Source organism: Achromobacter sp. MYb9, from assembly GCF_002975275.1.
Lineage (GTDB): Bacteria > Pseudomonadota > Gammaproteobacteria > Burkholderiales > Burkholderiaceae_B > Achromobacter.
The window spans coordinates 94,276-108,412 of sequence record NZ_PCOQ01000007.1 but is presented as its reverse complement, the minus strand read 5'-3'; the positions used below and the strand labels follow the sequence as shown (position 1 = coordinate 108,412).

Genomic DNA, 14,137 nt, shown 5'->3' with positions numbered 1-14,137 from the left:
TTAGGCGCGGCTCCGTCCCCCGACTATTCGCCAGTGGCACAGGCCGGGCGCGGCAAAGTGACTAGTCACCCTGGCCGCGCGCGCGGCACGCGCTCAGCAAGGCACCGGCGCGTTGCGGCGCGCGTAGAACCACCAGGTGATCAGCATGCAAGTGGCGTAGAAACCGATGAAGCAATACAGCGCCGCCTGCACACCGCCCGTCATTTCCAGAGAAGTGCCGAAGCTGCGCGGGATGAAAAAGCCGCCGTAGGCGCCGATGGCCCCGGAAAAGCCCAGCACGGCGGCGGATTCCTTGGCCGCTTCGCTCATGGCCTGCTTCTGGCCCGCCGCGCCCTTGCCTTCTGCCGCCTGCGTGCGTTCGCGCAGGAAGATCACGGGGATCATGCGGAACGTGGATCCGTTGCCCAGGCCGGTCAGCGCGAACAGCACGATGAACATGGCCAGAAAGCCGTTGAAATCGCCGCCCTGCCCGCCCACGGGCAGGAACATCACCACGCCCAGCACCGCGGCGATCATGCCGGCGAAGGTGAACAGCGTGACGCGCGCGCCGCCCAGCTTGTCGGACACCCAGCCGCCCACGGGACGCGTCAGCGAACCCACCAGCGGGCCGAGAAACGCGTAGGTCATGGGATTGACCTGCGGGAACAGCGTCTTGGTCAGCATGGCGAAACCCGCCGAGAAGCCGATGAACGAACCGAAGGTGCCCACGTACAGCCAGCACATCAACCAGTTGTGCTTGCGTTTGAAAATCACGGCCTGGTCGGCGAAGGACGCGCGCGCGTCGGCGATGTCGTTCATGCCGAACCACGCGGCGATGGCCGCGATGGCGATGGGGATCACCCAGATGAAGCCGGCGTTCTGCAGCCACAGGTTCTGCTGCGCGCCGTTGACGGTGATTTCCTGCGGCGCGCCGCCAGCAACACCGAAGACGCCCACCGAGATCACCACCGGCACCACGAACTGCACCAGCGATACGCCCAGATTGCCGATGCCGGCGTTCAGCCCCGTGGCCAAGCCCTTTTTTTCCTTGGGAAAGAAGAAGCTGATGTTGGCCATGCTGGAACTGAAGTTGCCGCCGCCCAGGCCGCACAGCAGCGCCAGGATCAGCAGCGTGGGAAACGAGGTGGTCGGGTCGCGCAGCGCGAACCCCATGCCCAATGCCGGAATCAGCAACGAGGCCGTGGAGATGGCCGTCCATTTACGGCCGCCAAAAACAGGCACCAGGAAGGAATAGAAAATGCGCAGGGTGGCGCCAGACAGCGCGGGCAGCGCGGTCAGCCAGAACAGCTGGTTCTTGGACAGCATGAAGCCGGCGCGGTCCAGGTTGACCACCACCACGCTCCACAGCATCCAGATGCTGAACGCCAGCATCAGCGCCGGAATGGAGATCCAGAGGTTGCGGTTGGCGACGCGCGCGCCGGTCTGCTTCCAGAAGCCGGGATTATCCGGCTCCCAACGCGATAGGACTTGAGTGGACATGATGAAGGCTCTCTTTGGGTGGAAGGGGTCGAGCGCGGGCTCAAGCGGTTTGCTTGCGAACGGCCGCCGAGGCGCTGGCCGCGCTTTCCGGCCGGAAACTGAAGTGCATGAAGACCAGCGATACGCAGACCGTGCCGTACAGCAGCATGAAAGCGCTGGAACGCACGCCGGTCAGGTCCAGCAGCACGCCGAACAGGATGGGCAAGACGAAGCCGCCCAGGCCGCCCGCCAGGCCGACAATGCCGGACACGGCGCCGATGTTTTCGCCGAACTCATCCGAGATGAACTTGAAGACCGACGCCTTGCCGATCGCCATGGCGATGCCGACGATGAACAGCAGCACCGTGAACGAGACGGGTCCCAGCGCGATGCCGAAGCTACGCGGGCCATTGGCCGTCATGATGGTGAATTCGGTTTGCGGATAGCTCAGCAGGAAGAACGCTACCCAGCACACCCACATCACCCACCACGTGGTCTTGTAGGCGCCGTGGCGGTCCGAGATCCAGCCGCCCAACGCGCGCAGCACGCCGCCGGGCAACGAAAAGCAGGCGGCCAATAACGCGGCCAGCTTCATATCAAAGCCGTATTCGCCGATGTAGTACTTGGTCATCCACAGCGCCAGCGCGACATACCCGCCGAACACCACCGAGTAGTACTGGCAGTAGCGCCAGACGCGCGGGTCCTTCAGCATGGCGAACTGCGCGGACAGGGTCGCGCCGCGCGTGACGCGGTGGGCGGGGTCCGACGCGGAGAACATCCAGAACAGCACGGCGGTGACCAGCAACGCCACGGCATACACCTGGGGCACGATGACCCAGGCGCCGCCAGCGGCCGCGATCAGCGCCGGCGCCACGAACTTGGTGATGGCCGACCCGGAGTTGCCCGCGCCGAACACGCCCATCGCCAAGCCTTGCTTGCTGCGCGGGAACCAGCGCGCCACGTAAGGCGTGCCGACCGAGAACGAGCCGCCCGTCAGGCCGACGAACAAGGCCAGCACCAGGAACTGCCAGTACTCGGTTGCATAGGACAGCAGCCAGATCGGCACGACCGCCAGCAGCATCAGGATGAAGAACACCGGGCGGCCGCCATAGCGGTCGGTCCAGATGCCCAACGGCACCCGCACCAGCGACCCCGTCAGGACCGGCATGGCGGCCAACAGGCCGAACTGGGTTTCGGACAGGCCCAACTGGGCCTTGATGGGAATGCCCAGCACCGCGAAGATCATCCAGACCGCGAAACAGATGGTGAAGGCGAATGTGCTGGAAATCAGGACCCGCATCGGCCTGCCGGACGGGGAAGTTGCTGCTGTCATGGTTATTCTCGCTTGGCTCACTGATACAGGCCCTAGCCTAGGGACCGGCCGCCCTCGCCGCCATTCGCCGGCTGACCATCCGGCCCCTGCCAATGTGCCTAGTCACCGCTGGGTTCCCGGGCGGGTTTGCGTTGCGTCAAACAATCACGCTGGCGAGGGCGCGGCCTCGGCATTAATATGTATTTTCAATACACCTTAAACACCGCAGACCGCCATGCCTCCGCTGATGACCATCGACGAACCCGCTCCGGCCGCCCGGCCGCCCCGCCCCCAATGGCGCGCCTTCACCGAAATGGGGTTTCGCCCGCTGTACCTGGCGGGCTGCTTCTGGGCGCTGGCGTCCGTGTGGTTGTGGGTACACGCCCCGGCGCGCATCACCGGCGTCATGGGCGGCCTGTACTGGCATGCGCACGAGATGCTGTGGGGCTTTGTCGCCACCATCGGCGTGGGCTTTCTGCTGACGGCGGGCGCCAACTGGACGGGCAAGAACCCGTTGCGCGGCAATGCGTTGGCTGCACTGTGCCTACTGTGGATCGTGGCGCGCGCGGGCTACCTGATGCCGGGCCGGCCGGCGTTCCTGGTGGCCGCCGCCGCCGATCTGGGGTTCTTCCTGTGGGGCGCCGCCGCCTTGGGCCGCGCCGTCTGGGTCACGCGCAATCAGCGCAACGCGGGCGTGCCTTTCCTGCTGCTGGGGCTGGCGGCCGCCAACGCGATGTACCTGTGGGCCGTCGTGCAGGGCGACTATCTGGCCGTGATGCGTTATTTCAACGCGGGGCTGCTGTGCATGGCGGTACTGACGCTGCTGATCGCGCGCCGCGTCCTGCCGTTTTTCGCCAAGCGCGCAGTGGCCGGGCTGGACATTCCGCCGCACACGCGCAGCGGCCACTGGCAACTGGCCCTGGGCGTGGCCGCCATCGTCTGCCTCGTCGTCGGCGCGCCGCGCGCGGCCTCGTTGGCGCTGGCGGCAACGGGGCTGATCGCGCTGGCGCAATGGGTATCGTGGAAACCCTGGGCCGTGCGCCGCGTGCCGCTGCTATGGATTCTGTACGCAGGGTATCTGGGGGTGGGGATCGGCCTGCTGGTGGGCGCCGCGCACCTGGCCGGCTATGTCGTGCGCGCCGCCTGGCCCGCCCATGTGGTCGGCGTGGCCGGCTTTGCGGTGCTGATCCTGGGCATGGTCACCCGTACCGCCCTGGGCCATCTGGGCCGGCCGCTGCAAACCGACCGCAGCATGGTGACCAGCTACGCGCTGATGATCCTGGCGGCGCTGCTGCGCCTGGCCGCCCTGCTGCCCACCGCCGCTTCCGTCGGCTTCCTGCACGCGTCGACCACGGCTTGGGTGCTGGCCCTGGGGCTATACCTGTGGCGCTTCTTCCCGATGATGATCCGGCCACGCGCCGACGCCGCCAAGCCGGCGGCGCCCGTCATGCGCGTGGTGCCGGTGGCTCGGCGCACGTAGCACCCGCGGCGCGGGCGCCGGCAGTGCCGCGCGTCTGGCGCGCAGCCCACCCCGCCCGGCAACGGCCTCAGTCGCGGCCCGCCCGGCCTTCCCGGCGCTCGATGGCCTCGACTTCGCGCTTCATCGCCTTGAGCCAGGACTTGAGCGCCCCCTGGTCCGAAAACTGCATGACCTCGTGTTCGAGTTCGCTGATGTATTCCTTGATGTCGACGATATCGGCGTCCAGGTCCTCTATCACCGTTTCCGGATCGAACGAGGCGAAGGGATCCAGGTCGTAGCGCAGCTTGAAACCCGCTTCCGCATACGTGGACTGGTGCAGCACTTCGTCCAGCTGGGCCTGCAGGATGGCGTTGATCTGCGGCAGGCGCGCATCGTCGATGTCGCCGGCGGTGTCCACATCGGCCTGAAGGTCCGGATTCCGCGCGGCCTGGCTGGCGCGCTCGCGCTCGGCGTCTTGCAGCGCTTGCCATGCCACCGCGTTCGGCGTGGTGGTCCGGGTGGCCAGGCGCGCCAACGCCAGGAGTTCCTCGGCCTCGTCGTCTTCGTATTGGTCCTGGATGCGCAGCAGCAGTCGCGCCGGCGACCAGGCGGCCGGATCGGCGTCCGGATCCAGGCCTAGCGCATCGGCCAGCTCAACCTTGGCATCTTCGGTCTCTTCGGCCACGTCCGCGTCGTAGTCGGAGCCGCCATGTTTTTTATAAAGCGTCTTGAGCCGGCCGGTGTCGCAGCCCGCCGGCAGCGCGCCCTTGGCGGCCAATTGCAGCAGTTCTTCCGAAAACTCCACCACCAGTTCAGACACGAATTCGCGTTCCGACTTGGACAGCCCCATGTTCTTGTACGCGTGATCGAAACACAGCACCAGCTTCATGCGCAGCTCATGCAGTTGTTGTTCCAGCGGCAACAGCCCTTCGGCGTACTTCTGCCGGTAATCCGCCTCAACGGCCTGCCATTGCCCCAAGCGGGCGCGTTCGGTCTCCAGCCTTGCCTGAAGGCGGTCGAACAACTGCCGCGGACTTTCGAGGGGATGCTCGCCCATGAACCTGCTCCTTGCTGATCGGGTATTGAAAATAGCCGCCACTATAACGACACGGGGGTCAGGCGGCGGCGGAACTTGCCGGCAAGCATGCCAATTCGACGCGGTCGCCGCCCAGCGCCTTGGCGTGGTACAGCGCCCGGTCGGCCTGGGCCAGCCCCGCAGCCAACGCGGGTGCGTCGCCGTCGAACTGGGCCAGGCCGACGCTGACCGTGGCCCGCACGCCGACGCCCAAGGCCGGATCAGCCACGGTTTCGGCGAAGCGCCTGACGATTGTCTCGGCCAACAGATGCGCGCGGCGTGCATCGTCGCCCGACAACAGGCACGCGAACTCTTCCCCGCCGATCCGGGCCAGCACGGCGCCGGGCCCGACAGCGCCCTGGGCGACGCCCGCGAACGAGGTCAGCACCTTGTCGCCCGTTTCATGGCCATGCAGGTCGTTGATGGCTTTGAAGTGGTCAAGGTCGAACGCCAAAATGGAAACGCAGCCATGCCCGGCGGTGCCGATGACGCGCGCGCCCTGCTCGAAAAACCACCTGCGGTTGCCCAGCCGGGTCAGATAATCCGTCTGGGACTCCTGCAGGAGCTGGCCGTGGGCTTCTTCGCGGATCAGTTTCAGCAGCGTCATCGGCAAAATGACCGAATACAACACACCTTCGTACATCGTGATGTTGCTGGCGGCCATCAGCACCGCCTGGCCGTACTGCGCCACCATCCAGGGCAGCACGAAGGCCCTGCCCGCATACAACAGCGCATGAATGCCCGTTACCACGACGATGATCCGCCGCGGCTGTAGCGGCTGCAGCGCCCGGCACCGCAACATCTCCAACGACGTCATGCCACTGATCAGCGCGATCGGCACCGCGCTGGCATAGGCCCACACCACGTCCGGCCATCGCGCCCCGGCGCCTGCCCACACCAGCGCCATCACGGCCAGCAAGCCCAAGGAGGCCGCGCGGTACTGACGCCCGCGCAGCGACGACACCCCGTTCAGCACCAGCAGATAGCCCGCCAGCACGACCAGATTGCTGAGGGCCGCGCCGTAAGCGCCGGGCAGGTCGCGGCGGAACAGGATCAGGACGCATCCTGCTGCCAACGTCGCGAAACCGGTGCCCAGCAGACGCAGCGTCTTGCTGCGCCGTGGATGGGCCCGAAGCTCCCAGAAGATCATCCCAGCGCTGGCCAGCAGCGTTCCGATGATAAGGAGATAAAGGGTATGGAGATCGACGTACATGCCGTGAGGAAAGGCGTATTGCGCCGGTATTTCGTGGCGTCGGCCGAATTTTACGTTGAATTCCCTACCGGGACATGGCGAAAACCCCTGTTGAAATTCACCGTTAATAACGCTAATCATTATTATTAATATAGAATCTCGGCTGTCCGCAACATCCTGCCTGGCAGCCCAGATGTCACTGCCCTATTCTGCGGGCCGCCCTTCCCGAACCCAGCGCCTGATCCTGATTGCCGCCGCCCTGTCGCTGGCCGTGTTGATCGGGGTTGCGTACTGGCTGATGGGAAAGGGCCCCGCCGCCCCGCGTCCGCCCGAATACGGGCAGATTCCCGTCGCCGTCAGCGTTGCGGCCGCCCGCGTGGGCCCGCTGCAGCGCGACCTCCACGCATTGGGCACCATCACGCCACTGGCCCAGGTGACGTTGCGCAGCCAGGTCGACGGCGAATTGATCCGGCTGCACTACACCGAAGGCCAGGCCGTCACCCGGGGCCAATTACTGGCCGAGATCGACGCCCGTCCGTATCTGGCCGCACTGGCGGCCGCCGAAGGCGCGCTGGCGACCACCCAGGCGTTGCTGGACAACGCCCAGGCCGACTTGCAACGCTACCGCCGGCTGGCGCGCCAGGAATCCGTCGCGGGCCAGCAACTGGACACCGCGGAAGCCCAGGTGCGCGCGTACACGGCGCAGCGGCAGTTGAACCACGCCCAGGTCGCCGATGCCGAGCGCCTGCTGTCCCACACCCGGATTGTGGCGCCGCAGGACGGCCGCATCGGGCTGCGCCGCGTCGACGCCGGCAATCAGGTGCGCGCCGACGACGCCAACGGCCTGACGACGTTGGTGCAGACCATGCCGATTTCCGCGATTTTCAGCATTTCCGAAACCCGGCTGGACATCCTGCGCCGCGCCCAGGCCAAGACGGCAATCCTTCGCGTGCAGGCCTGGGACGCGGATGACCGCCGCGTCCTGGCCGAAGGCACGCTGGAAGCGCTGGACAACCGTATCCAGGCGGCCAGCGGCACCGTCCGGCTGCGCGCCCGCTTCGACAACACCGACGAATCGCTGTTTCCCAACCAGTTCGTGAACATCCGGCTGGCCGTCGTGCAGCAGGACAACGTCGTCACCATCCCCTCTGCCGCCGTGCAGTACGGCACCGAGGGCGCTTTCGTCTTTGTCATCGACGACGCCCAGCGCGCCGCGCGCCGGGTCCTTCAACTGGGGTCCGCCAACGCCGGCCGCGTGGTCGTGGAAAGCGGCCTGGCCGCTTCCGAGCGCGTCGTGGTCGAAGGCGTGGACCGCCTGCACGACGGACGCGAAGTCCAGGTCGTCGAGTCCCTTACCTGAATCGCGCATGAGCCTGTCACGCCCCTTCATCCTGCGCCCGGTCGCAACGTCCTTCCTGATGATCGCCCTGCTGCTGTCTGGCATTCTGGCGTGGCGCATGCTGCCGGTGGCGGCGCTGCCGCAGGTGGATTACCCGATCATCCAGGTCACCACCCAATATCCCGGCGCCAGTCCCACCGTGACGGCGCGCGCGGTCACGGCGCCGCTTGAAAGGCGTTTCGGGCAGATACCGGGCGTCAAGCAGATGTCGTCCACCAGCGGCAGCGGCATTTCGGTGATCACGCTGCAATTCTCGCTGGACGTGTCCCTGGGCGTGGCCGAACAGGAAGTGCAGGCGGCGATCAGCGCCAGCGGCTCGCTGCTGCCCCCGGACTTGCCGACGCCGCCCGTTTATCGGAAGGTCAACCCCGCCGACGTGCCCATCCTGACGCTGGCCGTCACCTCGGACTCCCTGCCGTTGCCTAAGGTTTACGACCTGGTGGACACGCGCATGACGCAGCGGCTGTCGCAACTATCCGGCGTGGGCATGGTCAGCCTGGCCGGCGGCCAGCGGCCAGCCGTGCGGGTGCAGGTCAATCCGATGGCGCTGGCGGCCCGCGGCCTGCAACTGTCGGACGTGCAGGAAGCCATCGCCAAGGCCAACTCGAACCAGCCCAAAGGCAGCTTCGACGGCCCGGTACGGTCCGTCATCATGGACGCCAACGACCAATTGCAAAGCGCCGAGGAATACCGCGAGCTGATCGTCGCCTGGAAGAACGGCGCGCCGGTGCGGCTGGGCCAGGTCGCCATGATCGAAGACGGCGCGGAAGACCGCTACCTGGCCGCCTGGGTCGACAAGCAGCCCGCCGTGCTGGTCAACATCCAGCGCCAGCCGGGCGCCAACGTGATCGCCGTGGCCGATCAGGTCAAGGCCCTGCTGCCGCAGTTGACCGCCAGCCTGCCCGCCGCGGCGCAAGTGCGCATTCTGACCGACCGCACCGAGAGCATCCGCGCATCGGTGCGCGGCGTGCAGTGGGAACTCGTGTTCGCCGTGGGCCTGGTGGTGCTGGTGACGTTTCTGTTCCTGCGCAACCTGCCGGCCACCCTGATCCCCAGCCTGGCGGTGCCGTTGTCCTTGATCGGCACCTTCGGTTTCATGCACCTGGCCGGCTTTTCCACCAACAACCTGACGCTGATGGCCCTGACCATCGGCGCGGGCTTCGTGGTGGACGACGCCATCGTCATGCTGGAGAACATCGCGCGCTACCGCGAACAGGGGCACAGCCCCATGTCGGCCGCGCTGAAAGGCGCGGGGCAGATCGGCTTCACGCTGGTCTCGCTGACGCTGTCGTTGATCGCGGTGCTGATCCCGCTGTTGTTCATGGAAGACGTGGTGGGCCGCCTGTTCCGCGAGTTCGCCATCACGCTGGCCGTGGCCATTCTGATATCGCTGGCGGTGTCGTTGACCCTGACGCCCATGATGTGCGCCCGCCTGCTGCCCGCCCACGTGGAATCGCGGGCCGGCCTGCTGGACCGCGTGCAGGCGCGCTACGCCGGCTGGCTGGACGTGACCCTGCGCCACCAACGCCTGACGCTATTGGCCATGCTGGCCACCGTGGTGCTGACCGGCCTGCTGTACCTGGCGGTGCCCAAGGGCTTCTTCCCGGTGCAGGACGGCGGTGTGCTGCAGGGCGTGACCCAGTCGTCGCAGAACACCTCATTCGACGCCATGTCGCGGCGCCAGCAGGCGGTGGCGCACACCCTGCTGGCCGACCCCGACGTGCAGAGCCTGTCGTCCTTCATCGGGATCGATGGCATGAACACCACGCTGAACACCGGCCGCCTGCTGATCAACCTGAAGCCCTGGGCCGAGCGCAGCGCGCCGCTGGCCGACATCCTGGCCCGGCTGGATGCGCGCGCCCGAGACGTCCAGGGCATCTCGCTCTTCCTGCAACCGGTGCAGGAACTGAACATCGAAGACCGCGTCAGCCGGGGCCAATACCAGTTCACCCTGACATCCCCGGACAGCGCACTGCTGGCGCAATGGAGCCACGCGCTGACGCAGCGCCTGGCGCAATCGCCTGCGCTGGCCGAGGTGTCGTCAGACCTGCAAGGCGACGGCCGTCAGGCGTTCCTGCAAGTGTCGCGCGATACCGCCGCGCGCTTGGGCGTGACGATGGACGACGTGGTGCAAACCTTGTACAACGCGTTCGGCCAGCGCCAGGTTGCCACCCTGTTCACGCAATCCAACCAATACCGCGTGGTGCTGGAAGTCGACCGCCGGCTGGCCTTGAGCCCCGACGCGCTGGAACGCATCCATCTACAGACCGAAGCCGGCCAGGCGATCCCGCTATCGGCGCTGGCCACCGTCAGCGAACGCGCCGTGCCGCTGGCCGTGAACCACCTGTCGCAGTTCCCGGCGGTCAATCTGTCGTTCAACCTGCCCCCGGGCGGCTCGCTGGGCGAGGCCATCGCCGCCATCGAAGCCGCGCAACGCGACATCGGCATGCCGCCCAGCGTGGAGCTGCGCCTGCAGGGCGCCGCATCGGCGTTCCAGGCCTCGTTGTCGAACACGCTGTGGCTGATGCTGGCCGCCGTGGTCACGATGTACCTGGTGCTGGGCATGCTGTATGAAAGCGCGATCCACCCCGTCACCATCCTGTCGACGCTGCCGTCGGCCACGGTGGGCGCGCTGCTGGCGCTGCTGATCACGGGCCGGCCACTGGACCTGATCGCCGTCATCGGCATCATCCTGCTAATCGGGCTGGTGAAGAAGAACGGCATCATGATGGTGGACTTCGCGCTAGAGGCCGAGCGATCGCGCGGATTGCCGCCGGAAGCCGCCATCCGCGAAGCCGCGCTGCTGCGCCTGCGGCCCATCCTGATGACGACGCTGGCCGCCTTGTTCGGCGCATTGCCGTTGATGCTGGCCACCGGTTCCGGCGCGGAACTGCGCCAGCCGCTGGGCTGGGTCATGGTCGGCGGGCTGCTGGTCAGCCAGGTCCTGACGCTGTTCACCACGCCCGCCGTCTACCTGTTCTTCCACCGCCTGGGCCAGCGGCGCGGCGTTCCCGCCAAGCCCGCAAGGACTGACGGGCCCGCGGCATGATCCGGGCTCTGCTGCACCGGCCGGTCGCCTGCATATTTCTGGCGCTGGCATTGACGCTGCTAGGCGCGGTGGCCTGGCGGCTGCTGCCCGTGGCCCCCCTGCCCCAGGTGGATTTCCCCACCATCGAAGTGCGCGCCGAGCTGCCGGGCGCCAGCCCCGAGAGCATGGCCAGCACCGTGGCCGCCCCGCTGGAGCGTGCCTTGGGCGGCATCGCGGGCGTCAGCTCCATGACGTCGTCCAGCAATCAGGGCGCCACGCGCGTGCAGTTGCAGTTCGACCTGGACCGCGACGTCAATGAAGCGGCCCGCGACGTGCAGGCGGCCATCAACGCGGCCCGCGCCGAACTCCCCGCGGGCATGCCGGGCAATCCCAGCTATCGAAAGATCAACCCCTCGCAAGCGCCCATCATGGCGCTGGCGCTCAGTTCCCCGACGCGTCCCGCTGGCCAGTTGTACGACCTGGGCACGACCGTGCTGGCGCAGAAAATCTCGCAGATCAACGGAGTGGGCGAAGTGACGATGGGCGGCAGTTCATTGCCCGCCGTGCGAGTGCAGGTCAATCCGAACGCGCTGGCTCACTACGGCGTGGCGCTGGACGACGTGCGCGAGGCCGTCTCCGACGCGGCGCCGATGCGCCCGCAAGGCCAGCTGGATTCGGCGGGCCAGCGTTGGGAGGTCGGCACGCCCGCGCAGCCGCGCACCGCGCAAGAGTACGACAGCCTGATCGTGCGCCACCGGAATGGCGCCGTCATCCGGCTGGCGCAGGTGGCGAAAGTCAGCGATTCGGTGGAAAACCGCTACAGCAGCGGCTTCCACAACCGCAACCCTGCGGTCGTGCTGACCATCAGCCGCCAGCCGGGGTCAAACATCATCGAAACCATCACGGCCATCAACGAGGCCCTGCCCGGGTTGCGGGCGCTGATGCCGGCCGACGTGGACCTGACCGTGGCGCTGGACCGCTCGCCCGGCATCAACGCCACCCTGCGCGAAGCCCACGTCACGCTGGGGCTGGCCACGGCGCTGGTGATCCTGGTGGTGTGGCTGTTCCTGGGCAACGCGCGGGCGGCTGCCATCCCCAGCGTGGCGATTCCGGTGTGCCTGATCGCCACCTTCGCGGTCATGTATGTGTGGGGCTTTTCGCTGAACAACCTGTCGCTGATGGCGCTGATCGTGGCCGCCGGGCTGGTGGCGGACGACGCGATCGTGGTGCTGGAGAACATCTCGCGGCACATCGAACGCGGTCTGTCGCCGCGCAAGGCGGCACTGCGCGGGGTGCGCGAAGTGGGTTTCACGCTGGTCGCCATGACCGTCGCCCTGAGCGTGGTGTTCGTCTCCATCCTGTTTATGGGCGGGCTCGTCGAACGGCTGTTCCGAGAATTCTCGATCACGCTGGTGGCCGCCACGGTGATCTCGCTGGGGGTGTCGGTCGCCATCATCCCCGCCCTGTGCGCGCGCTGGCTCAAGCCCGGAGCAACGCCGCACGCCGTCCCCGCCCGGCCCTCGCGCATGCAGGCCGCCTTCGCGCGCCTGCACGACGGGTACGGCGCATCGCTTGCGCGGGTGCTTGACCATGCGCGCCTGACGCTATTGGTACTGGCCGGCGTCATCGGGCTGAACGTCTACCTGTACGTGGACGCGCCCAAGGGCTTCCTGCCGGTGCAGGACACGGGCCAGCTGGTCGGATTCGTGCGGGGCGACGACGGCTTTTCGTTCCAGGTGATGCAGCCCAAGATCGACCAGTATCGCCAGCTGGTGCTCAAGCACCCGGCCGTGCAAGACGTCATCGGCTATAACGGCGGCGGGCTCGGCATCAGCAATTCGCTCTTCCTGATCCGCCTGAAGCCCGTGGCCCAGCGCACCGAATCCTCAACCGAAGTCATCAATTGGCTACGCCTGAACGCACCGCCGGTGCCGGGCGGCATGTTCTTCCTTAACGTGGACCAAGACCTGCGCATGCCGGGCGGCTTCGGCAATTCGGGCGACCACGAACTGGCCATCATGGCCAGCGACGTGCCCGCGCTGCGGGAATGGTCGCGCAAGATCTCGAAGGCCATGCAAGCCATTCCGGAACTGCGCGACGTGGACGCCGTGGGCGACGGCGCCACCCAGCAGGTGGTGATCAATATCGACCGCAGCGCCGCCCAGCGCCTGGGCGTGGACATGGACACGATCAGCAGCGTGCTAAGCAATTCCTTCAGCCAGCGCCAGGTCGCCACCCTGTACGACGCCATGAACCAGTACCGCGTGGTGCTGGAACTGGACCCGCGCTACACCGAAGACCCCGAGGTCCTGGAGCAGGTGCAGGTCGTGGCGGCCGATGGCACCCGCATCCCGCTGACGGCGTTCGCCACGTATGAGAACGGCCTGGTCAACGACCGCGTCTTCCACGACGGCCTGTTCGCGGCCGTGGGCGTCGGCTTTTCGCTGGCCGAAGGCGTGTCGCTGGAACAGGGGCTTGCCGCCATCGATGCCACGATGGCGAAGCTGATGGTGCCCTCCACGATCCAGACGCGCCTGGGCGGCGACGCCCGCAACTTCCAGCAAAGCGTGCAGGACCAGCCCTGGCTGATCCTGGCAGTGCTGGTCGCCATTTATCTGGTGCTAGGCATCCTGTACGAAAGTCCCCTGCATCCGCTTACCATCCTGTCCACGCTGCCGTCGGCGGGCGTGGGGGCCTTGCTGGCATTGCGGCTGGCGAACATCGAATTCACCCTGATTGCGCTGTTGGGGCTGTTCCTGCTTGTCGGCATCGTCATGAAGAATGCCATTTTGATGATCGACTTCGCGCTTAGCCTGGAACGGCGCGAAGGGTTGACGGCGGAACAAGCCATCCACCGCGCCGCGATGTTGCGCCTGCGGCCTATCGTCATGACCAATCTGGCCGGCCTGCTGGGTGCGCTGCCCCTGGTGCTGGGCGTGGGAGAAGGATCCGAACTGCGGCGCCCGCTGGGCGTCGCGATCGTCGGCGGCCTGATGATCAGCCAGTTCCTGACGCTGTACACGACGCCGATTGTCTATCTGGCGCTGGAACGGCTGCGGCTGAAGGTACGCAGCGCACGCGTCCGTGCGGGCTAGTTCTTCGCATATCAATCCCCGGGCGTCCATGGTAATGTCGCTGCGTGTATCCGATAACAGCGCGTTAACCATGGCGTTTTGGCGCCGACGCAGAAAAAGGGGACTATGCACGCACCCGC

Annotated in this window: 8 protein-coding genes; 4 read left to right on the top strand and 4 right to left on the bottom strand. The window is 66.8% G+C overall.

Annotated features, from left to right (window positions below; translation table 11 throughout):
* Positions 1 to 93: 93 nt before the first annotated feature.
* Entirely contained in the window at positions 94 to 1,479 is a 1,386-nt protein-coding gene (locus tag CQ050_RS12820) for a NarK family nitrate/nitrite MFS transporter (protein ID WP_105557210.1), read from the bottom strand.
* A 40-nt stretch (positions 1,480 to 1,519) separates the two neighbouring features.
* Positions 1,520 to 2,791, bottom strand: coding sequence for a nitrate/nitrite transporter (locus tag CQ050_RS12815; protein ID WP_233214005.1), 1,272 nt, complete (start codon positions 2,789 to 2,791; stop codon positions 1,520 to 1,522).
* Positions 2,792 to 3,005: 214 nt separating this feature from the next.
* Between CQ050_RS12815 and CQ050_RS12810 the strand changes: the two genes are divergently transcribed.
* Positions 3,006 to 4,250 (top strand): NnrS family protein, encoded by a 1,245-nt coding sequence (locus CQ050_RS12810; protein ID WP_105557208.1) that lies wholly within the window; start codon positions 3,006 to 3,008, stop codon positions 4,248 to 4,250.
* A gap of 67 nt (positions 4,251 to 4,317) precedes the next feature.
* Here the strand turns inward: CQ050_RS12810 and CQ050_RS12805 are convergent, their stop codons facing one another.
* Entirely contained in the window at positions 4,318 to 5,286 is a 969-nt protein-coding gene (locus CQ050_RS12805) for a molecular chaperone DnaJ (protein WP_105557207.1), read from the bottom strand.
* 58 nt (positions 5,287 to 5,344) lie between these two features.
* Positions 5,345 to 6,517 (bottom strand): diguanylate cyclase, encoded by a 1,173-nt coding sequence (locus tag CQ050_RS12800; protein ID WP_105557206.1) that lies wholly within the window; start codon positions 6,515 to 6,517, stop codon positions 5,345 to 5,347.
* Between the two features lie 172 nt (positions 6,518 to 6,689).
* On the opposite strand from CQ050_RS12800, the gene CQ050_RS12795 reads away from it, so the two are divergent.
* The 3 genes from CQ050_RS12795 to CQ050_RS12785 are packed head-to-tail and all read left to right on the top strand — an operon-like array spanning position 6,690 to position 14,018.
* Positions 6,690 to 7,856 carry an efflux RND transporter periplasmic adaptor subunit gene (locus CQ050_RS12795; protein ID WP_105557205.1) on the top strand — a complete coding sequence of 389 codons (1,167 nt, stop codon included), beginning with the start codon at positions 6,690 to 6,692 and terminating at the stop codon, positions 7,854 to 7,856.
* 7 nt (positions 7,857 to 7,863) lie between these two features.
* A complete protein-coding gene (locus CQ050_RS12790) occupies positions 7,864 to 10,944 on the top strand; it encodes a multidrug efflux RND transporter permease subunit (protein ID WP_105557204.1) in 3,081 nt (1,026 codons plus the stop codon).
* A complete protein-coding gene (locus CQ050_RS12785) occupies positions 10,941 to 14,018 on the top strand; it encodes an efflux RND transporter permease subunit (RefSeq protein WP_105557203.1) in 3,078 nt (1,025 codons plus the stop codon). Before CQ050_RS12790 ends, CQ050_RS12785 begins: the two co-directional genes overlap by 4 nt.
* Positions 14,019 to 14,137: the final 119 nt, after the last annotated feature.

Bases quoted from the DNA above. Each gene is read 5' to 3' on its own strand.
- CQ050_RS12790 (WP_105557204.1), top strand. From the start codon at position 7,864: ATGAGCCTGTCACGCCCCTTCATCCTGCGCCCGGTCGCAACGTCCTTC.
- CQ050_RS12785 (WP_105557203.1), top strand. From the start codon at position 10,941: ATGATCCGGGCTCTGCTGCACCGGCCGGTCGCCTGCATATTTCTGGCG.
- CQ050_RS12820 (WP_105557210.1), bottom strand. From the start codon at position 1,479: ATGTCCACTCAAGTCCTATCGCGTTGGGAGCCGGATAATCCCGGCTTC.
- CQ050_RS12810 (WP_105557208.1), top strand. From the start codon at position 3,006: ATGCCTCCGCTGATGACCATCGACGAACCCGCTCCGGCCGCCCGGCCG.
- CQ050_RS12800 (WP_105557206.1), bottom strand. From the start codon at position 6,517: ATGTACGTCGATCTCCATACCCTTTATCTCCTTATCATCGGAACGCTG.
- CQ050_RS12815 (WP_233214005.1), bottom strand. From the start codon at position 2,791: ATGACAGCAGCAACTTCCCCGTCCGGCAGGCCGATGCGGGTCCTGATT.
- CQ050_RS12805 (WP_105557207.1), bottom strand. From the start codon at position 5,286: ATGGGCGAGCATCCCCTCGAAAGTCCGCGGCAGTTGTTCGACCGCCTT.
- CQ050_RS12795 (WP_105557205.1), top strand. From the start codon at position 6,690: ATGTCACTGCCCTATTCTGCGGGCCGCCCTTCCCGAACCCAGCGCCTG.